At 35.6% G+C, this 21,460-nt stretch carries 21 protein-coding genes and 2 pseudogenes; 11 read left to right on the top strand and 12 right to left on the bottom strand.

The genetic code is table 11. The features are described from left to right. Positions 1-397 precede the first annotated feature (397 nt). The 3 genes from NST91_RS26260 to NST91_RS26250 all read right to left on the bottom strand — a co-directional run bounded on the left by NST91_RS26260 (position 398) and on the right by NST91_RS26250 (position 3,417). The gene (locus tag NST91_RS26260; protein WP_116354906.1) at positions 398-1,681 is read right to left on the bottom strand and encodes an IS110 family RNA-guided transposase; all 1,284 of its coding nucleotides are present in this window, start codon (positions 1,679-1,681) and stop codon (positions 398-400) included. A gap of 131 nt (positions 1,682-1,812) precedes the next feature. Beyond that, positions 1,813-1,998, bottom strand: a complete 186-nt coding sequence (locus NST91_RS26255; protein ID WP_116354904.1) for a hypothetical protein — start codon at positions 1,996-1,998, stop codon at positions 1,813-1,815. Between the two features lie 85 nt (positions 1,999-2,083). Next, positions 2,084-3,417, bottom strand: a protein-coding gene (locus NST91_RS26250; RefSeq protein ID WP_341332276.1) for an IS3 family transposase whose coding sequence is annotated in 2 segments (ribosomal slippage) — positions 2,084-3,004 and positions 3,007-3,417 — 1,332 coding nt in all. Because the reading frame shifts where the segments join, the coding sequence is not laid out codon by codon here. 181 nt (positions 3,418-3,598) lie between these two features. Here NST91_RS26250 and NST91_RS26245 point away from each other — a divergent pair. Continuing rightward, a complete protein-coding gene (locus tag NST91_RS26245) occupies positions 3,599-4,903 on the top strand; it encodes an IS91 family transposase (RefSeq protein WP_083967595.1) in 1,305 nt (434 codons plus the stop codon). A gap of 334 nt (positions 4,904-5,237) precedes the next feature. Beyond that, positions 5,238-6,332: an L-dopachrome tautomerase-related protein gene (locus tag NST91_RS26240; protein ID WP_061794307.1), complete on the top strand. Its 1,095-nt coding sequence runs from the start codon at positions 5,238-5,240 to the stop codon at positions 6,330-6,332. A gap of 380 nt (positions 6,333-6,712) precedes the next feature. Here NST91_RS26240 and NST91_RS26235 read toward each other — a convergent pair. Further along, positions 6,713-7,150 (bottom strand): annotated as a pseudogene (locus tag NST91_RS26235) (Tn3 family transposase); the annotation flags it as partial. A 4-nt stretch (positions 7,151-7,154) separates the two neighbouring features. Here NST91_RS26235 and NST91_RS26230 point away from each other — a divergent pair. Further along, entirely contained in the window at positions 7,155-7,805 is a 651-nt protein-coding gene (locus NST91_RS26230; RefSeq protein WP_116354915.1) for an ABC-2 transporter permease, read from the top strand. Positions 7,806-8,178: 373 nt separating this feature from the next. After that, positions 8,179-8,730, top strand: coding sequence for a cupin domain-containing protein (locus tag NST91_RS26225; RefSeq protein ID WP_116354885.1), 552 nt, complete (start codon positions 8,179-8,181; stop codon positions 8,728-8,730). Between the two features lie 329 nt (positions 8,731-9,059). On the opposite strand, the gene NST91_RS26220 is transcribed toward NST91_RS26225, so the two are convergent. Continuing rightward, positions 9,060-9,278: a hypothetical protein gene (locus NST91_RS26220; protein ID WP_116354886.1), complete on the bottom strand. Its 219-nt coding sequence runs from the start codon at positions 9,276-9,278 to the stop codon at positions 9,060-9,062. Positions 9,279-9,549: 271 nt separating this feature from the next. Between NST91_RS26220 and NST91_RS26215 the strand changes: the two genes are divergently transcribed. Together NST91_RS26215 and NST91_RS26210 are read left to right on the top strand one after the other, a co-directional pair. After that, complete coding sequence (locus NST91_RS26215; RefSeq protein WP_116354887.1) at positions 9,550-9,759, top strand: helix-turn-helix domain-containing protein; 210 nt, start codon at positions 9,550-9,552, stop codon at positions 9,757-9,759. Between the two features lie 163 nt (positions 9,760-9,922). Then, on the top strand, positions 9,923-10,060 hold the full coding sequence (locus NST91_RS26210) for a hypothetical protein (RefSeq protein ID WP_189655364.1): 138 nt from the start codon (positions 9,923-9,925) through the stop codon (positions 10,058-10,060). A gap of 598 nt (positions 10,061-10,658) precedes the next feature. Here NST91_RS26210 and NST91_RS26205 read toward each other — a convergent pair. Both NST91_RS26205 and NST91_RS26200 read right to left on the bottom strand, forming a co-directional pair. After that, on the bottom strand, positions 10,659-11,171 hold the full coding sequence (locus NST91_RS26205) for a type II toxin-antitoxin system PemK/MazF family toxin (protein WP_116354888.1): 513 nt from the start codon (positions 11,169-11,171) through the stop codon (positions 10,659-10,661). Positions 11,172-11,363: 192 nt separating this feature from the next. Beyond that, positions 11,364-11,840: a hypothetical protein gene (locus tag NST91_RS26200; RefSeq protein WP_116354889.1), complete on the bottom strand. Its 477-nt coding sequence runs from the start codon at positions 11,838-11,840 to the stop codon at positions 11,364-11,366. Positions 11,841-12,051: 211 nt separating this feature from the next. On the opposite strand from NST91_RS26200, the gene NST91_RS26195 reads away from it, so the two are divergent. The 3 genes from NST91_RS26195 to NST91_RS26185 all read left to right on the top strand — a co-directional run bounded on the left by NST91_RS26195 (position 12,052) and on the right by NST91_RS26185 (position 14,728). Beyond that, the gene (locus NST91_RS26195; protein ID WP_116354890.1) at positions 12,052-12,627 is read left to right on the top strand and encodes a hypothetical protein; all 576 of its coding nucleotides are present in this window, start codon (positions 12,052-12,054) and stop codon (positions 12,625-12,627) included. A 194-nt stretch (positions 12,628-12,821) separates the two neighbouring features. After that, positions 12,822-14,105 carry an IS110 family RNA-guided transposase gene (locus NST91_RS26190; RefSeq protein WP_116354906.1) on the top strand — a complete coding sequence of 428 codons (1,284 nt, stop codon included), beginning with the start codon at positions 12,822-12,824 and terminating at the stop codon, positions 14,103-14,105. Between the two features lie 404 nt (positions 14,106-14,509). Further along, complete coding sequence (locus NST91_RS26185; RefSeq protein WP_223254546.1) at positions 14,510-14,728, top strand: hypothetical protein; 219 nt, start codon at positions 14,510-14,512, stop codon at positions 14,726-14,728. 238 nt (positions 14,729-14,966) lie between these two features. Here NST91_RS26185 and NST91_RS26180 read toward each other — a convergent pair whose 3' ends face one another. From NST91_RS26180 to NST91_RS26160, 5 genes and pseudogenes are all read right to left on the bottom strand, one after another. Next, positions 14,967-15,311 carry a Bsp6I family type II restriction endonuclease gene (locus tag NST91_RS26180; protein WP_189655363.1) on the bottom strand — a complete coding sequence of 115 codons (345 nt, stop codon included), beginning with the start codon at positions 15,309-15,311 and terminating at the stop codon, positions 14,967-14,969. Between the two features lie 662 nt (positions 15,312-15,973). Further along, on the bottom strand, positions 15,974-16,942 hold the full coding sequence (locus tag NST91_RS26175; RefSeq protein ID WP_223254545.1) for a tyrosine-type recombinase/integrase: 969 nt from the start codon (positions 16,940-16,942) through the stop codon (positions 15,974-15,976). A gap of 476 nt (positions 16,943-17,418) precedes the next feature. Continuing rightward, entirely contained in the window at positions 17,419-18,024 is a 606-nt protein-coding gene (gene spoIIIAF / locus NST91_RS26170; RefSeq protein ID WP_116354864.1) for a stage III sporulation protein AF, read from the bottom strand. Between the two features lie 211 nt (positions 18,025-18,235). Then, a complete protein-coding gene (locus tag NST91_RS26165; protein WP_116354863.1) occupies positions 18,236-18,565 on the bottom strand; it encodes a hypothetical protein in 330 nt (109 codons plus the stop codon). A 144-nt stretch (positions 18,566-18,709) separates the two neighbouring features. After that, a pseudogene (locus tag NST91_RS26160) lies at positions 18,710-18,874 on the bottom strand (SpoIID/LytB domain-containing protein); the annotation flags it as partial. Positions 18,875-19,269: 395 nt separating this feature from the next. Here NST91_RS26160 and NST91_RS26155 point away from each other — a divergent pair. After that, entirely contained in the window at positions 19,270-20,139 is an 870-nt protein-coding gene (locus tag NST91_RS26155) for a coiled-coil domain-containing protein (RefSeq protein WP_116354861.1), read from the top strand. A gap of 475 nt (positions 20,140-20,614) precedes the next feature. After that, the gene (locus tag NST91_RS26150) at positions 20,615-20,947 is read left to right on the top strand and encodes a hypothetical protein (protein WP_116354860.1); all 333 of its coding nucleotides are present in this window, start codon (positions 20,615-20,617) and stop codon (positions 20,945-20,947) included. The last annotated feature ends 513 nt before the right edge of the window (positions 20,948-21,460 follow it).

The raw sequence follows: 21,460 nt of genomic DNA, 5'->3' as shown, positions 1-21,460 counted from the left end.
ACCTCCCTCTATAAAGTTAATTTATCTCACGAATACTCTCTTTTTCTCAAAATTTCATAACCACCTAATAGTTGACACACCAAAATTAATGGATATTAATTGTATTTCTTTAAATGATTTACAGGTTGGGGGACATCCTACCAACCAAATTGGTTTTATTTGGTAGATAGTGTATAACCGTGCTAGGAAATCTCCACGCAAATCACGGTCGCTAACCCTCCCATGTCTCTCCGGATTGTAATCCATACATTCCTTCGTCCTGCGTATCCATGAGGTGGAGGTTGGATAAGCTCCTTTGCTGGGTCTCATGCCCGAATGGTAAAAATAAGCTCCAACTCTGCACTATTGGTGTTTGTTTGAGAAATTAAAAGTGATTCGGAGTTATACTCATCAAGACTTATGCAGCCTGTAATGATAGGTTTTGTGTTAACCCTTTTAATAATTTTGATCCATCAAATTCACATTGTTTCTGTCCAATGACAAACAAGACCCGTAATAACTTACAACACAAGGCAATAAGTGACTGTTGTTTCTTAAGTGGACGCTCAGATCTCGTGGTGTAATATTTATGCAAAGCTTTAAAGATTGGGTTATGAGCTACAAGTGGACGAATAGCCAAATATAAGGCTCGTCGTAGACGACTTCGTCCTCTTTTAGTAATTCGTGTTTGACCTTTAAATTTACCTGAACTGTGCTCTCGTAATGAGAGTCCAGCTAGATTAACTAATTGCTGAGGATGATTATATTTCGTTATATCACCTACTTCTGCAAAAAACAGAGCGATGGTTGTAGAGCCCAGCCCAGAAATATCCATCATCTGCTTCGCTCCTGGAAGCTTTTCAACTAATGTTTCTAGCTCCGTGTCTAACTGTTCCAACTGTTGCTTATAAAGCTCATACTGTTCCAGTAGACATTCTAATTCACGCTTGGCAAACTTAATGCCGATTTGAATACCTATACTTTTTTTCGCAGCTTCTACAAGTTTCGTTGCACGTTTGATTCCTACACCTCGTTGGACAAATGGTTTCCAACTCTTCAATACTTCCTCGGGTGTCATTTCTTTGATTTGTGATGGAAAAGGAAACATTCGTAACGTACAGAAAGCTGCTTTACCTTCCCAGTCTCCAAAGACATCAAAGAACTCGGGAAAATAACGCTGAATATTGTTTTGGATTCGCCCTTCAATAATCATCAGTTGTTTCGTGAGCTGATCTCGTAATTTGACGCCTTCTCTTAATTCGGCATAAATGCCATCCAAGAGATTTGGTACGGAGTATCGCCCATCCTTAATCAACTGTGCTATTACTCTGGCATCTTTTGTATCATTTTTGGTGGGAGAGTTATCATCAAGCTCTTTACTTTTCTTAACGTGCATTGGGTTAACTAAAACAAAGTCATAACCCTTAGCCCTTAGAAAATAAGCTAAACTTAACCAGTAATGCCCTGTAGGTTCTACACCAAATATGACGTGGTTCTTGCCATTTTGCTTTCTGTGTCGTTCCATCCAATCTAATAGTTTTTGGAATCCGTGAATGCGATTTTCGAAGATTAAGCGTTTCCCGAACTCCAATCCTCTGTCATCTTGTGCACGTGCCACGTGTTTGTCCTTGGCAACATCAATGCCAATAATAAGGGTTGATTGAGTAATTTGAGAGATTTTTTGATTTTGTGTATAATTCATTAGTGAGTCCTCCTTGGTTACTTAATTAAGGGTCCTTGCGCTGCAGCTTCGGACACCTCGTACTATACCAAGAGGGCTCTTTTTGTTTCAACTCTCAAATTTCTTTATTACAGGAATGCTCCTTAAATTATTTACTTCCGATAACAATCTTCTACAGCTTCAGCTATTTGTTTTAGGATTGGATTCCCTTTTTTCCACTCTTCATCAAACCATTGCTTTCGCTCTTCTGGAGTCATAAGGACTAATGGTGAATGGATAATAACTGTCGTATTACCGTATTTATGTACTTTTTTAGGTATTTCATTGTTAAAACTCACTATGAAGTCTCTTCCCTTCTTGTTTTAGAAAAAAGGCTACCGACTTTTTAATCTGTACCCCTTGTAAAGGACATTTTAAAAAAAGCTAGGCTACTTTAAGAAGATGATCTCTGTATTGAACAGGGGTCATCTTTTTCATATTCCATTGATATCTGTAGTGATTGTAGTAGTGGATGGCAGCTTTCACTTCTTGCTTAAGTTCTTTTAAAGTTTCACATGATTTTATATCAGCCAGGTCCTTAAAATGACCAAAGAATGATTCCTGTGGGGCGTTGTCCCAACAGTTACCTCTCCTAGACATTGATTGTTCCAATTTGAATTTTTTCACCAGCTTTTGATAAACAGGGCTGGTATAGTGACCTCCCTGATCAGAATGTATATAAGCTCCTTTAGCCAGTTTGATTCTCCTGTTTTTCTTTAACTTCTTAAGTGTATCCGTAGCGATATCTAAAGTAATTCGATCAGAGACCTGATGAGCTAAGACTTCATTGGTGGAAGCGTCAATAATGGTTGATAAATAAGCCCTTTTACCTTTTCCGAAATATAGGTAGGTTATATCCGTAAGAAGGACCTTGTGTGGGATTCCTTGTTTGAATTCCCTGTTAAGTAAGTTCGGGACGACCTTGTGCTCCTGCGTAGCCTTAATGATGCGCTTGTAGGGGTTCGCTCTCCTAAAAGGGCTCTCAATCCCGTATTTCTTCATGATTCTTCTGATTCGCTTAAGATTGAAAACAACACTAAACTGACCTGCCAATACCATCTTAATTTGACGAGCCCCTTTCTTACGGTTCTTGAAATTGTATGCTTTTAAAACCAGGTCCCGAAGGGATTCATCCTTTTTCTCCCGATCCTTCCTTCTCTGAACTTGTTTAGCAGAAAAGTAGTTATAGTATCCCTGACGGGACACACCAGCTACTTTACAGAGGTGGGTTACCATCCTTGTTAGATTGTATTTCTCGATAACGGAATGAATAAGGTTAAATTTCTGGTCAGCTGACAATTTTATTTCTTCTTCATCCCCCTTTCTACGAATCGTATCTTTTTTAATAGTTCATTCTCTGCTTTCAACAGGTTATTTTCGGCCTCTAACCTTGCATATTTTTCTTCAGTGGAAAGCTCTCTTTCCCTTGGTCTACCTGAGTTTCCTGATCTTGTATCACGAAGTCCTAGAATTCCGTGCTTACGATAAGCTTCTCGCCATCTTTTTCCAGAAGACTCAATCCGTTTCATACCTAATACCTCAGTATCGAACCCACAGTCCTCAAATATCTCTCTAGGAAACTTCCCCAGGTCATTTTGAGTTATAAAGTGCTCCTTAAACTCATCTGAATAGGTAATACCTTTGGGACTTACTGATTTTACATATGGATTTTTAGCTAGTAATTCGATCTCTTTTTCCGAGAATATTTTTTTACTCATACTATCTCTCCCGCACTATTTTTAATCTATTGTACATAAAAAGACCCTGTGCAGCAGACTTTTTTTAATGTGTCTACTACACAGGGTACAGTTTATTTAAGACGGTAGCCTTTTTTAAAAGATAAGAAAGTATAAAAATTTGGGTCTACCACAGTCATTTAAGCTGTGGTATTTTCATTTTATGGAGACCAATATATTGAGAAGAATATTTTTTGATAAACACCAACATTGGGAAGCTTTCAAAAGAAAACACGGTGCTAAAATCCGCCCTATCGTAATTAAGGAGGTTGAGAAATTTCGAGATTGTGGGGATATCAAAAATGGATTTAAGTTATTTGTGTGTGAAGGTTGTCATGATGTGCGAAAGGTTCCTTACCGATGTAAAGGTCGATTTTGTACCACGTGCTCTGTTGGAGAAAGTGAAGAATGGAGTAGGTTACTTACTGAAGATGTTCTTCAGGTTAATCATCGGCACGTAATTTTTACGATTGATGAAGGACTAAGAGATGTATTTCTCCTTCACCGACATCTATTAAAAGATTTAATGGATGCTTCTGCAAGACTACTTACTGACTTCTTCAAAAAGAAAGCAAAGGTAACACCTGGGATTATTGCTGGACTCCACACTTTTGGTTCAAGGGTCAACTTCAATCCTCACGTACATATGTTAGTTACAATGGGTGGATTAACAGAAAAAGGAGAATGGAAGCAGTATGATTTCTTGCCATTTACGATGCTTCGTAAACAATGGCAAACGGTCGTATTAAAATTAATTAGAAACGGAGTTTCACCAAGAGAAAAGAAAAGAATCCAACCAAGACTTCAAAAGGCGTTCACCAATAATGGCGAAGGCTTCTATGTGTATGCACCTAAACAGAGGGGAAAAATAAAAGAACAACTTCGTTATATTGGCCGTTATATTCGTCGACCAGCGATTGGAATCAATCGGATTGAGGCATATGATGGGCAATTCGTTACGTTCAAATATAAGGATAAAACTGACGGAAAAGACAAATCCGAAACCGTAAGTGTCGAAGAATTTATTTCACGTTTAATTCGCCATATCCCAGACGAGCAATTTAAAACTATTCGGCATTACGGTATGTATTCTAGAAGATCAAAAAACTTGTGTAAAAAAGTGTTGAGTACTTGGCAACAAAAAGCAAGACGTTGGGTTGTAAAAGTTAAGAAAACCTTACGTCGCCAGACGTGGCGTGAAAGAATAGTAGCCAGTGGCAAGAAAGACCCTCTCGTTTGTCAGAGGTGTGAATGTTACTATGAATACAAGGGAGAAGTCTGCCTTGAAAATGGTAAATTAGAAATAAAGGTAGCCTTATGCAAAACTACAAGAGCTTATTTAGAAAGGATGATTAACGATCTCACCGGTATCAAAAACCCGCAAAAAGGGAAAGAAAAAGAAGAAAAACATAAGCCTAAACCAGTCCAAGCAACAGAGCGTCAGCTATGTTTGTTTGGCGTGTCATGAGAAAGAAGAGATTCCTATTAACGTGGTAAGGGATTTCGATTTAATGGATGATGGAGATCCGACAACTCCTCCTATGTTTGCATGTGAAAAATGTGGGGGTGAAATGTATCCTGAGTATTATAAAGGGGTACATGGCATAGAGTACAAATTATCGGATATTCTCTAACCATGAAAAGGACCGGGCTATGCCCGGTTTTTCTTATTCCGACCGACTTTAGTTGTTGAATCGATAGAGGTTAATGTTTTATAGAAAAAAACTTATTAAGAAACATGCACTAGAAAAAATATAAATCATATATAGGTGATATCCCGTTTGATGCTTAAGGAGGATATGATGATACCTATGTTACCTAGTGAAAAATATTTCGGTAATTTTGAACTGGTTTATCCATTTTATGGGGCTATGCCTACAGGTGTTACTGTTTCAGAAACCGGTCGTATTTTCATTTGCTTCCCGAAATGGGGAGACGATGTTAAATTTACGGTGGCGGAAATTGTTGAGGATAAATTGCAGCCTTATCCTAATTTACAAACCAATTTGGTTAACCCCGAGAATTTTACAAGGACTTTTATCAGTGTCCAAAGTGTAGTTGCTGATGGAAGGGGAACACTTTGGGTATTAGATACAGCTGCACCCAATTTTTCTGAACCTATTAAAGGGGGGGCAAAATTAGTCGCTGTTGATCTAGAAACGAATACAATAAGAAAAGTATATACCTTTACAGAAGATGTTGTCCTGCCTACAACTTATTTGAATGATGTCCGTTTTGATTTTCGTGTTGGAAAAGCAGGGTATGCTTATATAACGGATTCTTCTTCAACAGGACCAGGAGCTATAATCGTCGTAGATTTAGCAGATGGAAACGCCTTCAGACGGTTAAATGGGGCAAATTCAACTTCACCCGATCCCTATTTTATACCGAAAGTAGAAGGAAAAGTATTAATGAATCGAAATAAAGATGGCAGTACTTCTCCATTTAGACTGGCTTCTGACGGTATTGCGATTTCGCCTGATGGAAGGGTATTATTTTTTTGTCCACTAACCAGTCGTCATCTGTTCTCGATCACAACAGAAGCCCTGAGAGACAGAAGCATACCGGACATGGAATTACCTTATCATGTGGAGTATTGGGGAGAAAAAGGTGCATCTGATGGAATGATCACTGATGCAAAGGGAACTGTTTATGCTGGAGATTATGAACACAACTGTATCCGCAAGATATTGCCAAATGGCACAATGGAAACGATCATACATGACCCGAGAATGTTGTGGCCGGATACTTTTTCAATTGGTCCGGATCAATATTTGTATGTCATTGTGAACCAATTACATCGACAGCCTAGATTTCATTATGGAAAAGACTTACGACAGAAACCTTATAGTTTACTTCGTATCAAAATTGATGAATTTCCTGCTCCGACCTTTTGATAATAAATAAACTTAAAATTAGGAACAGTTTATTTGGTAAATGTTAAACTGTTCCTGGAAATTTTTATAATGTTGGTAAGTTCAATTCTGTATTTATATTTCGGACTTACGATATATCTGGTTGAACATTTTTTTGTACATGAAAAAAGGACCGCAGCAGCCATCATCCCCAGCTACACAAATTAATGAATTCCTCCCATTTATGAATTTTACCGATTATAAAAAACCTTAAAGAATGTTTCCTCCTATTTTTGGAACAATACAATTGATTGTATTAGGGGTACAGCCAACATTTCGGAAATTTTGTACGCTAAGCAAAATTCGATATAGAAATAGCCAAATACCTGTACGTTAAGGAATTTGGCTTTATATGTTATAGGTTAATTTTTATTTAATGGTCTTAGAGAATTTGTGGGTAATCGATGCGAATCAAATTTATATTCTCCAAGAAAATTAATATGTTCCCATCCCAAAGGTGAAATATGTGGAAGCAATTCTTCCCTTAGAATATTATTTTTCTTAAATTCCTTTGTTACTTCACTTATATACACAGTATTCCATACGCTAATTGCATTGATTAATATATTTAATGCACTAGCTCTTTGTAGTTGATCTTGTATGCCCCGTTCTCTGAATTCACCACGTTTACCAAAAAATAAAGCTCTAGCCAATCCATTCATGGCTTCTCCTTTATTTAGTCCACGATGTATCCTTCTTCTTAATGTTTCATTCGTAATATAGTCAAGAATAAAGATTGTTTTTTCAATTCTTCCAATCTCCCGAAGAGCTGTAGCTATTTTATTTTGTCTTGCATACGAAAAAATGTTATTTCATCTTGTCAAAAAGGATTTCATTCTAGCCAAAAAATACCTATTGTTTATGCTTATTTTTGCAGTTATTGGCCCCATATTTATTTATTCAAAGTTAGGATTTGATAACGGTAGCTTTACAAGTTTTCTTATTACCGTTTTATTTACGGAATATATTTTGTTTAATATGGTTTCGATGCAAGAGGATAAATATAGGGGATCAGCACTTCTTTGTACAACCCCACATACTCGTAATGGTGTCATTAAAGCAAAATATCTATTTATTCTTGTGATTTTTATTGGGTGTTTCCTTTTATTTAACCTTGCAGTAGCAATTGGTTTTTCTACAGGGCTAGCAAGATTAAATATTTATAGTATAGGAATAGCTCTTTTGATCATTTCTGTTTTTTTCGGAATATTAATACCTATTCAAACTAAATTTGGCTATGAAAAAACAAAGTATATCTTTTTTATTTTAATATTTTTAACTCCATTTATACTACCCACTATTATTGAGTGGTACCAATCGATGAATTTTAATATCAATTTTCAATTACCACTACCTCAAACAGTAATGGTTTGGGTGCCTTTTGTAATATCTATTTTTATTATCTTAATTTCAATGATTATATCAATCCAAATCTTTTCAAAGAAAAACTTATAGCTTCTTCTTTTGAGGTGAATATAAATGAAAACAATAATAATATTTGTAATACTGTTTGCAGTTTTAGTATTTGTAATTAAAAAAATTAGGAGCAAATAGAAATCCATATAAAAAAAGTCGAATCCATCAAGGATATCGGCTTTTTTAGATTGAAATTTGCTTAGCGTACAAAATTTCCGAAATGTTGGCTATACCCCTACTTGTAAGTTTCATAGTGTTTTTCCTCATCACCCTGTTCACCAAGAAATAACCGGGACACAGGGACAGGTTCGTTGCCCCAACTGAAAGATGAATCAGCACCTAAAAATTTGGGTTCCGCTCATTATCTCTCTTGCATAGGATATTTTAGCAATTTGAGGAGGGATTGAGTAAAATGAATTATGTAACATATGGATCCCCATATCATTATTATCACCATCATCATCACCACCACCCATATTACACGCATGTTCCTATGCCTTACTGGAACTATTGGGGATACCATTACCCACATATGGAAAGGGAAGTACGCCAGTTCACTGATCAAGGTAAGCAGCCATTTGTAATCAATATCAATGAAGCTACAAAGCAAAACAATACGTTTCGCACTGCGATTTGGACAGGAACTTACCTACAGCTAACATTAATGAGTTTGCAACCTGGGGAAGATATCGGTTTAGAAATACATCCTGATGTGGACCAATTCCTACGTGTTGAACAAGGCGATGGAATTGTTCAAATGGGGAAAAACAGAAATCAGTTAGACTTTGTAAGACAAATTACTGACGACTCAGCCATTTTTGTTCCAGCAGGGTATTGGCACAACCTAACAAATACAGGAAATATCCCATTAAAACTTTATTCAATCTATGCACCACCAAATCATCCATTCGGAACCGTCCATAAAACAAAAGCAGATGCGATGGAAGCTGAACACGAACACTAAGCTGTCGACTCTAATGATGGACAAAGTGGGTCAAGGGACCTGTCCCTGCGTCCCAAAAAAGGGCAGAGCCGAAATGGGCTCTGCCTAAAATTTATTTCTTGTGATATAATTTATTTAGTTCGTATTATATTGCGGTCTCTTCGTTCCCAGCGAGGAGGCCCTTTTCTTTTTCTCTGTCTTCTTTTTCTTTTTCAAGAATGAGCATAATCTCTTTTAAATCAACTGTTGGCTTTTCTAAAGCGGCAATTATCTCTTTTGTACTGTTTGTTGGTCCGATCTGTTTTACTAACTTAGTTAACAGCGATTTTAAATCTATGGTTAGCTTCTATTCATTTTGTTTTTCTAACTTTTCCATGATCAATTTCCCCCAATTTATTATTTAATTTAATAATTGCACCCGGAAGCAAATGTTTAATAACAGCTGCTGCTAATTTCTCTGCAGGGATAATTATCCTTTTTACGCTAATTGAAATCATCTCCCATTTATGTAAATCTTTAGCTTTTTCATTTTGCCCGCTCACTCCTTTAAATATTATTAAATATCCCACAAACAAAATTCCAAGCCTTTGACAAGATGATCACTTTAATTTTCTTGCTTAACGTAGATGACTAACATACCCGCTACAAATGAGCACAACATCGCAAACAATACATAAATAATCAGCATTTTTTCACCTTCCATTTATGTAAATCTTTAACTTATTAAAGATATTCTATTACTTTATGAAAATATCGTCAATTAAAAAATTAAAATAGTTGTAATATTTCTTCATATTATTATAGAATTGTTTTAGATAATTATAGAAACGAGGGTAAAATATGGGTTTTACATACGATCCTTTATGGAAATTATTAATTGACCGCAAAATGACCAAAGAGCAAATGCGAACAGAGCTTAAGATTTCACCCGCTACAATTGCAAAAATGGGTAAGGGTGGAAATGTATCGATGGATGTTCTGGAGAGAATCTGTTCACGTTTTAATTGTAAAATTGAGGACGTTGTTCAATACATACCAACAAAAGAATAGAACGAAAAGCCGTCTAGCGATGTGACAATCATCACCTGGACGGCTTTTTTATACGTTCCTAAAAGTATTTTCAGATATAAAGTTTATATCGAGTTAATACACTATTAATACTTACGTGGAAAGCAATTTTTAAGGCTAACCCCATTAAAGGAGGTGATGCCAAATGGAAGCTCTTCAGATTACACAGTTTGGATTTGAAATCTTTTTCGGAACTGCAACCTTTGTAATGGGTTTAATTACTTTATTTTTATTAACAAGAAAAAATCCTCCACAAAGGGAGGATGTAAAAGAGAAACGGTAGGCTTTCCATGTAATAAACTTCAACTGAGATGTGCCAGCATCTCAGTTTTTTTTATTTAATTTACTTAATTCATATTACTACGGTTAATTCGACCTCAGAAGCTTCTCGAGCATATTCCAATGGGAATGCCATTTAGAATGCCAATTAAATTTACTGTAATACAATGTATGACACTTTCTATTTTGTTATACAGCGTATATTCGTTTTACTTTTAATTTATTTAACTTCCCGAGCTCTTGAAAAGTGCATACCAGAAAATGAATAAAAAATACACTTTCCTGAACGAATGGGAGGGTGTTTTTAGTGTGTCTAAAAATACAAAAACCCCCTTCACGAATGAAGGAGGCCGGATTGCCTGTGACGAGACAGGCGAGACTTCCCTGCTACTGGAGCAGATCTGCTCGTGACTGGACGAGCGATGTATTTAAAGTTTACTCAGTTATAGCCATTTTATGACTCAATATGTAAAAAGGAGCCCCTAAAGGCCCCTATTTGAGAAAAACCGTGAATCGTTCACGTGATTTGCCTATGACTAAGATAGGCGATGTAAGTTAATTTCATTATAGGATGAAAGCTTGTCCCCGTCAAGTTGTTGGTTTCAAATTCCATATACCCACTTAACACGAGTTATTATACGATCCATGTCACCTGAATCAATATTTCCTTTGTGTTCACCTATACGCACCTTACTAATCGTCTTGGTTTCCTCTCCAAGAACGGCTGAATCATGGTCTAAAAAACTATATTTACCTTTTTTCAAAAAGTAGTGGCTGCTTAAACGAGGTTGATCTAGAACTTTAACCAGATTACCTTGTTTATCCTTAATAACTTTCTTTTTAAGGTTTTTTGTAAGTGGAATCACCGATACGTTACCTGAAGTCGAATTTATTGTGTCGTTAGAGACAACAAGAGCAGGACGATACTCACCTTGTTCTGCACCTACATTTTCTCCCAATTCGCACATATAAATCCCACCGCGGATAATTCCTCGTGATTTTTGCTTTTTCTCGTTATCGATCCACTCGTGTGCTAAATTTACCTTTTTTTCAATCCAAGTTCTTAGAGCATCCTCTTTTTCTGCTTTTTGCTCTTTTATAGGCTTTTTATTCATCTTTCCCCACCTCCCTTTAACCTATACGATTGTATCACTAAAAAGGTTTAGGTAGGACATAGAATATTTGGCAAATACAAAAAAAGCGCCACTCTCTTACGAAACTTCCTTTGCCGGCTTATCCGTTTTGTTTTATATAATTTATTTAATTTCCTAAGGCTTGATAGAGATAATCATTATTATGTATTAAAACTACTGTAACTCTCTTATAGTCTGTCTATGTATTCCTTTTTTAAAATGAATTAATGTCTCTTCTTCAACTCTTACAACTTTTAAATCAAGTTCAGAATACTTAGGTCTTTTTTTTATCAACTCTACTTCTTTAAATGCCTTTTTTTCTGTAGTAAATACTAAAACATGTTCTTTTTCAGGATGATAATAATCGGGGAACCAATGCTTATCATTAATTTTTATGGCATAGACATCCTCAAATCCATGAAAATCAAAATTATCTTCTCCTACTCGTACACCAGATGAATCTAAAGGTTCGTTAAGCAATTTCTGTAAAACATCCTCAAAGGACTTACCACTATGAATATACTTTATCTCTTCTTTCTCATCCAATACTCCAAAGCAAGCATGCCAATTTTTATTAGTTTTTATTACTGTAAAATGACCAGCATAATGCTCATTAGCGAACTCTTCAACTTTTGATAATAAAGCACTCATAAACCTAATATCCTCCTTTTCCAACCCTAAAACTGTTTACTCACTTTACACTGGCTAAAATGGAAGTTATGTTAACTAACAATTAAATTATACGTATCCCTAGCAAAGTTTCTCTATTATTTTTTTAATATATTGGTAAATATAAAAAATACTAGACAACATTAACAATTTATTAGAAAATATAGAAGAAAATGTAAAAGGAGGAATTATTTTGTCGAAAAAATTATTAGGATTTTTTTCTGTTTTTAGTTTAATATTTTTATTGTTAACTCCATTTAATTACGCTAATGCCGAATCACTTGAAAAAATAGATGATGCGGTAGAACTTGAAGTTCCTGAATCGTTATTGAATGGTGATGACCCTTTTTCTATTACTCAAGATCTTGATGCCGAGAGTTCTGAAATATCACCATTTGTTTTAGCTCCTGGTAATAAGTTCAGTGTAACGCTTACGCCAAGAATCACAAATGGGCTTGAAGCGAATTGGATTTATACAACAAATTCCCCAGTTTTAAGGGTTAATTTATCAATGACTCTCCAATATAAAAAAGAGTGGTATGACCTTACTTGGGACACAATTTATACTCAAGGATTTAATTATGCTGGAGGACAAGGTCTAAGAGAAGGTAATCAAAAGACATGGTATCCATCAAAAGCAGGAAGATATCGTGCCTGTGCTTCAGGTACTTTTACTAGAGTATCTGGTGGAGTTGCAGTTTATGGTTGTTCTGGTGCAATAACATACGATGGAAATAAAATTATTATTGCTAGCGAAAAGCAAAACTAAAATTAATTTATAAAAATAGTAGTTTCCAAGTTAAAAAATGGACTACTATTTTTTTATATATATTAAATAATAGGAGCATTCCTGTAATAAAGAAATTTGAGAGTTGAAACAAAAAGAGCCCTCTTGGTATAGTACGAGGTGTCCGAAGCTGCAGCGCAAGGACCCTTAATTAAGTAACCAAGGAGGACTCACTAATGAATTATACACAAAATCAAAAAATCTCTCAAATTACTCAATCAACCCTTATTATTGGCATTGATGTTGCCAAGGACAAACACGTGGCACGTGCACAAGATGACAGAGGATTGGAGTTCGGGAAACGCTTAATCTTCGAAAATCGCATTCACGGATTCCAAAAACTATTAGATTGGATGGAACGACACAGAAAGCAAAATGGCAAGAACCACGTCATATTTGGTGTAGAACCTACAGGGCATTACTGGTTAAGTTTAGCTTATTTTCTAAGGGCTAAGGGTTATGACTTTGTTTTAGTTAACCCAATGCACGTTAAGAAAAGTAAAGAGCTTGATGATAACTCTCCCACCAAAAATGATACAAAAGATGCCAGAGTAATAGCACAGTTGATTAAGGATGGGCGATACTCCGTACCAAATCTCTTGGATGGCATTTATGCCGAATTAAGAGAAGGCGTCAAATTACGAGATCAGCTCACGAAACAACTGATGATTATTGAAGGGCGAATCCAAAACAATATTCAGCGTTATTTTCCCGAGTTCTTTGATGTCTTTGGAGACTGGGAAGGTAAAGCAGCTTTCTGTACGTTACGAATGTTTCCTTTTCCATCACAAATCAAAGAAATGACACCCGAGGAAGTATTGAAGAGTTGGAAACCATTTGTCCAACGAGGTGTAGGAATCAAACGTGCAACGAAACTTGTAGAAGCTGCGAAAAAAAGTATAGGTATTCAAATCGGCATTAAGTTTGCCAAGCGTGAATTAGAATGTCTACTGGAACAGTATGAGCTTTATAAGCAACAGTTGGAACAGTTAGACACGGAGCTAGAAACATTAGTTGAAAAGCTTCCAGGAGCGAAGCAGATGATGGATATTTCTGGGCTGGGCTCTACAACCATCGCTCTGTTTTTTGCAGAAGTAGGTGATATAACGAAATATAATCATCCTCAGCAATTAGTTAATCTAGCTGGACTCTCATTACGAGAGCACAGTTCAGGTAAATTTAAAGGTCAAACACGAATTACTAAAAGAGGACGAAGTCGTCTACGACGAGCCTTATATTTGGCTATTCGTCCACTTGTAGCTCATAACCCAATCTTTAAAGCTTTGCATAAATATTACACCACGAGATCTGAGCGTCCACTTAAGAAACAACAGTCACTTATTGCCTTGTGTTGTAAGTTATTACGGGTCTTGTTTGTCATTGGACAGAAACAATGTGAATTTGATGGATCAAAATTATTAAAAGGGTTAACACAAAACCTATCATTACAGGCTGCATAAGTCTTGATGAGTATAACTCCGAATCACTTTTAATTTCTCAAACAAACACCAATAGTGCAGAGTTGGAGCTTATTTTTACCATTCGGGCATGAGACCCAGCAAAGGAGCTTATCCAACCTCCACCTCATGGATACGCAGGACGAAGGAATGTATGGATTACAATCCGGAGAGACATGGGAGGGTTAGCGACCGTGATTTGCGTGGAGATTTCCTAGCACGGTTATACACTATCTACCAAATAAAACCAATTTGGTTGGTAGGATGTCCCCCAACCTGTAAATCATTTAAAGAAATACAATTAATATCCATTAATTTTGGTGTGTCAACTATTAGGTGGTTATGAAATTTTGAGAAAAAGAGAGTATTCGTGAGATAAATTAACTTTATAGAGGGAGGTTCAAATTTTGGACAGTAAAACAGATAAAACAGTCACTTTTTCAATTAGAACTACAGATATAAATTCAACAATTACACAAACTTTTACTTTTGAAGAATTAAAAATTGATGAAAATATGAGCACACAAGAAATTAAAAAGAAAGTTGATGAAATCTTTCAAGTATGGATTTTGGATAATATTAGCTTTTCTTGCATAATAGATGGCATAGAACTTGATGAAAACTAAAAAATAGAAATCTTTCTTACACATAAGATTAGTGTTCGAATAATGACTATTTATAGACCTCCATAGACCCAATAATGTTAAAAATCATTATTGGCTTTTTTATATTGTTAAACTTAAAACGCTAGCTAGATTACTTTACCGAACCTGTGATATTATAATCCTAAGGGCGCACTTATACACCGGATTGGTGTGTGCGGTTGCTTCGCAACAAAAACCATCCTTCCGAATGCTCGGAAGGTCAAAACCTAATTGCCTTCGGCAAGCCAAAACTACGTTTATCCAAACGGCAAAAATACAAAGCATCAAATTCTTCCTTTGGACTGAAAGAACTTGTATCTCTATCAAAATTAGAAGTTGCTTTGCTTTCTATTACTCTGTCCGTTTTTGGATCAAACGCGTCTCCACCAGAACCACGATTTAATTGAAAATCACTCACATAACAAAGTAAAGCTTCTGAAATTGTTTCTGGAATATTTACTCCTCTTGTATGCGACTTTCTAATAATTAAATCTAATTCTTTCCAAAGGAAATATGCTTGAATAGCATCATTAAAACGATCCTTATCAACTGTTACTAAATCCATAAATAGGTGTGTTATCCATTGCCATCGTACCATTTTCGCTTAACTGTGGATAGAACATTTAACTAAACCATCCTTTAGTTTTACCTGCCTTACCATAGAAAGCTTCCAAAATGTTGGCTATGAAGCCTTTATTAAACTTAATACTTTAGAAATAGCTGATGCCGTTTCAATCGTCTACCTACGATACTCCTGTATAGCTCTAATTGACTCCCATTAGCTGTGTGTCACGTCACTTGATGGATTCTTTAATAAATTTTTCTTATTGATTCTTTAGGCCTCTTTATTTTCTACTATGTCCTCCGCTACTAATCCTGGTATAGCACTTTCCTTTTCTTTCTTATCACTATCATCCACCACCATAGCAAATTCATTCGTAAAGTAGCATCCACCTGGTCCGTTTTATCAAATCACATATACAAACACAAAATAAAATAACAGACTAGCACGTTGTTGAAAGCACATCTAAAGTAGCAATGGCTGTAGTTTATCACAATATACAAATAATTAAAGGGCAAATCCTAAGCAAATGATTACCAGTTTTCAAGAAGTATATAACCCTACAAAACAAAAAAAGCGACACTAGGTGATTTTCCCAGTACCTTAATCAACACTAGTGCTTCTAATCGAATTAAAATACCATCTTACTTCGATCGGTTTATAGTTTATAAACCAATCCCACTTGCTGCATTATCATCAAACAGACTGACCTTTTTAATATATCGTTGCAACGAATCGGACCGTTTATGCCTAGTCTGCTTCATAATCTGATGCTCAGCCTTTCCTGCTTTTGCAGCCGTACTACAAAATCCACTTCTCAAACTATGAGCTCCATATCTATTTGGATCCAAGCCCACCTTTTCACTACAACTCTTCACGATCAGCCTCACTGATTGAGGAGTTAACCTTCCGAGTATATTTCCATGACGATCCAATCGACGAAACAATGGTCCTTCTGAAATGCCAGATACGGCCAACCAATCTTCTAAACTACGAACGGGACATGTTAATGGATTGCTTCCGTATGGGAGGGCAACATCCTGTCCTTCTCCTTTTTGGTCCGTTTTACTTTTATTTAAGTTAAGAATTAATCCGTCGCGAGTGATGGAGATATTTTCGATGTCTAACTGGACCAATTCACTTCTTCGTAAAGCCCCGGCCCAACCTATCACTAATAAAGCTCGGTTCCGTACACCAATTCCTTTATTCTGAGGAATCGCTTGGACTACTTGCCGAAGATCCTCAAGCCAAAGCGCATCTTTTCCTTCTTCTTTGATTCCGATCTTTCGCTGGATTCCGTCCCACACTCCTTTTACCAGGGCTGTTTTTGTAGGACTTGGATGTCCAGCTGTTTCATGGCGCTGTGAGATGGCGGTCATTTTCCGTTTGATGGAGGAAGCTTTTAATGTTTTTGCTAAAAACGTAATGTAATAGACAAGCGTTTCTGGGTCAGCTGGCAGTTCCAGAAATCCGTTCTTTTTACACCACTCGGAAAATTGGGTCCAATCGTTTCGATAGGCTCGTTTCGTATTTTCAGCTTTCGAGTTGGCCAAGTGATTTTTTGCTTCTTTCTGAAGCTCCAACATTTCAGTGGAAAGGGATGTTTCTTCCTGGACTTTCAATTCCAAACTCATGGATTTTTCTTCCTTTCTATGTAGTGATAACGTGGGTTATCGATAGTTAGATTACTAGTTTCATTGTACCTTATTCATGCGCAAATGAGTGTGTTTTTTAATATAAATCATAAATTCCCAATCATTATCCATACTTTGCTTGTTACCAGTCCCAAAAATATGATGGATGGATTGTTAAGATAGCAAAGGATGACATGGTTAATATGAGTTGTATTCCTGCCAGTCAGGGAGCGAAATCCTTGCTTATCGCACGCTTTCGCTCATGTGCTATTAACAAGTTTTGAATCTTGACGAAGAATCAGAAAAAACAATAGTGAGTTAATATAATAAGGAAAGTCCTGGTTCTATTTCGGAACTAGAGCTTTTGTCAAACTACGAAACTATATTTAAATAAAAAGTCAGTAATAAAGAGATTCACATTTTTCATCGTCAGCACGATTTCTTAATATTTACATTCTTAAATTTGGCTAAAGCTATCAGTAGCTTGTCCTATATATAAGTTTAATATCTTTTTTTTGTAAGTCCCAACTTTGAGAAAGTAAAGCAAGAACACCTTCATTTTCACGTAGCCCTATGTCTTCTTCAGCAACTCTGTTTTTGTCTATTTCTATCAAGTTTATTGAAACGGGTTTAGAAGATTCTATGGATTGAACTTCCTCCTCAACAATATCAACCAAGGTTACAGAAACATTCATTTCGCCATCCTTGCCAGATATAGCTATGTTATTTATAGCAAGTTTATACTCAGACGCCAGTTCATCAGTCACCTTCTTTTTCATTAAGTCAGTCACTTGTTGAGAAATCATATCGTTTTGAATTTGGTTAATTTTATTCGAATACTCATTAGTTTTTTCATTATATAAAAAATCACTCTCTTTGCTGATGTTAGTTTTAGAGAATAAATTATTGATATCTACCTTAAATATCGTTAGCACAGGTTGCAATAAGACAAGAAGGATAATTACACTAAGGACTGTTTTTACATACTTATTCCATTGCGAACTTGGTAATAGCATCTCTACCACATAAGCAAATAAAATTATTAATATTAACTGTTGAATCCAATTGGTTATTAACTCCATTTTCGCTCCTTTCAAAAACCGGAAAATATTTTTTCGTTTTTAATTTAATGGTTGAAATCTTCTTCTAATATATATGCTTAATATTATGAAGCTTAACCGTTATTCAGTCATTTTTCACATAAAGTTATAGAAAAGAGCCGCGTCAAGGGCGCGGCTCTTTTCTATAACTTTTATACAAAGAAAGCGTAATATCTTCTTTTCTTTTATGCATCTATTGTTTTTCTTCACTGCTCTCCGGACAAATAGCTCCTACACAAATTGGATATACATATCCAGTATATTTTGCCTTATACCCGGTAGAAGTTTTCTCTACAGAGTGCAAAGTTAACCATCCGGCATATTCGCCGTCACTATAGTAGTATTTGCTTGGCGGATAACTACTAAATTGTAGATTAATAAGAACATATTTATTCGAACTTTCGATTTGGCTAAATTCCTCTTTGCCAGTTGTTACTGATTGTGCAAAAGAATCATTAGCCGCAAACCCAAATCCCGAGAGAATTAACATTGTAGATAGCAAGACCTTTTTCATAACTTTCATTACTTATTCCTCCTTATTAACTTTATATTGTTCACTATATAATTCTTCACAAAATATGGAAGTCCTTCCAAAAATTAAAAAACATTTTATTAGTTTTGTAATTTTCCCCCCACTGGTCAGCTAATTCCTCTTTATTTTATAGACCTAGTGAAACTGATGATTATCTGTGATCTCAGCATTATTAGATAAACTAACTTTAGAATCAGAAAGCATTCGATAAACGAGAAATGTTCTTCCTGCTAATGCTTGAGCTTTTAGTGCTTCCACTTCAAATGAAATCGGCATTTCAGAGGCCACAACACCTACAACATGTTTTGATTGAGGAGCATGTGCATTTTGCTATATGGAGACATGAAAAACGATATTTTCCATTTTGGAAAACTTTGTATCTCCTCGTTAACCTTACCGATTTCTGGGGAAGTAGACGAAATTTCGACAACACCAAGTCTGAAGTGAAAAAAAGGTAAGCGAGCAATCGCTTCTCATTGTCCGTGGTACGTTGCTGATGGATGGAGAGCCCTAAAGTCTGTTTTTTCGCTATCTGTCATAAAAACCACTACCACGGACACAAACAAGGTCAAGAGTGGTGGGATTGTTGCTTTTCATTTATCAGGGTAAATGCTACAATATGGTTAACTACAAAAAACTTGGTTAACTTATTGGTAAAACTGTATCTAATGGTTAACCATATATGAGGTGGAGAAATGGCGGATAAAACATTTGGGGTAAAGGTTAGTGAGGAGTTGCATGAAAAAGTAAAGACTATGATTGAAAACAGCGGAGAATCTGCGAAAGAATGGTTTGAGAAAGCTGTCGCTGTTACTGAATTGCAGTCGATTAAACAAGGGGCGACTGATTACAGCCAAGATTTGAACGAGTTGGAAGTACATACTAGTCGAATTTATGAGCTTGTTTCTAATATGGTTCAACGGTCCATCTACATAAAAGACCATGCAGTAAAGGAAATTTCCGATAAGCTAGAGCAAAAAGAAGCGATCGTTGGTGAATGCCAAGAGAAGGTTAAAATGGCGGTAGAGGAAGCAAAACAGACTCAGGAAACGTTGAAGGTGGTAGAACAGGAGAAAAAGGAAGCGTTGAAGCAGCTGGAAGGATTGCGTGCCACTAATGAGAATAATCAGCTCTTAATTGATGAATATAAAGAAAAAAGTGATACATTAAGTGGCTTGGTTACTAAGTACAAAGAATTTGCGGATGAAAATGAAAAGTTAAAAGAGCGATTTTCTAAAGAACGTGAACGTCTACAATCCCAAGTGAAAGAAATTATTGTTCAAAATGATGAGTTACAAGACGAAGTTAAAGACTTAAAACAACAAATCGGGTTACTGAAAAATAGTCATGCTATTGAAATAGAACGTATTAATGAGAAAAAAGACTACGAAAAGGATAAGGCGTTGCTGGAGGTTGAAAGAGAATATCAGCTGAGGTTATTGAAGTCGAACGAAGAGTATAACGAGAAGTTAAAACAAATGTATGAAGAAATAAACTTTCTACGTAAGAAGTATGAGGAGAAAATCGAGCAATTGAAACAAGAAAGTGAAGGGGATAAAAAATAAAGGTAAATCCGGTTATTATCATTAGTAAGAAATAAAGTATTGTTTATTTAGACCGAACCTACAAAACAGGAATTGAATTTTTATGTATTTTTGGTTAACTATAAAATCCTGTTTTTTAAATGGTTAACATGTTTATGATGGTTAACCTGATATGAAAATAAATATATATATCCCCTTGATAGATAAGAGGGAAACATTAAGTGTCCTTTTTTTGCGGTTACTTACTTTGGGGGAGGGTTCAAATTTTGAATCCTCCAGTTGTTTAATGAGCTTATTTTTATGCTTTTAAATCAATATATCAAAATTTGATATAAGACAGAAAAAATAGGATGTTACAAGTATAAGGAGTATTTAGTAATGATCCTTCTATAATTGACGATCAACTAATTGTACAATTAGTGGTCCGATTATGGTCAGTGAATAGTTTTTTACCGAGCTTAATTTATAAAAAGTTGTTGAAAAGAGGTGCTTTTTTATGGATGCCGTTACTAAGTTTCATGTAGTTAAACTAAAACAAAAATTATTGGATATTGTTGTTTTGCTTCAACAAGAAAGTGCATACGGGAAAGAACAAATAGTTGAAGGTTTAGAGAAGGTAATTAGGGAACTTGATGGTTTAGATTTAGAGCTGAACAGAGCAAAAAGAATATCAATAGAACAAAGTTTGACAGAAGATGAAAGGGGAAAATTGAATGAACTCAAACAAAACATGTTAGTAGCTACATCAGAGATTGAAGTAAAATATTACGAAAACCAGATTCATGATTTTATTGATAAAGTACTAAAAGATAGAATTCTATTGGTTTAATTAAAGGCATATTGAGGTATAATTGTGTTGATCTACTGAGAGAAGAGCAGTGGTCCTAAGCGAGAAATAACCCATCATCTAACTGGACATTATTATTAGGCAGGGTGGGTTATTTTTTTGCTGAAATTCCCTGTAAGTAAGTTATTTTCCTCGAGCTACGCTGCTTCAAAAAATATCTGTCGTTCCCCCCTCTTAGTCATTGAATAAGGCCACAAATATAGTTTTATCTAGTAATAAATAGATGATTTTTAAATTAACTTTGGAAATCAATCTTTCTTTTTGATATAATTTAACTATATTTATTTTAACTTCTTTTTTTGTTGCAGTTCCTAGGCAGGAGCTAGCGGTAGTGTGTATTAAGCAAATGCGGCCTTTGGGGTCGATGAATTTTATTAAAAAGGGGCAAGTATGCCTTTTGTGGTTTTTAAACAATGCTAATCGTTACAAACGAGAATGGCAAGAGTGTGTGTAATAATCAATAGAGATTTTTTTCGACGGTTCTTATTGAATGGT

This window comes from Ferdinandcohnia sp. FSL W7-1320 (genome assembly GCF_038050315.1).
GTDB lineage: Bacteria > Bacillota > Bacilli > Bacillales > Bacillaceae_L > Ferdinandcohnia > Ferdinandcohnia aciditolerans.
This window is presented reverse-complemented; position numbering and strand designations above follow the sequence as displayed.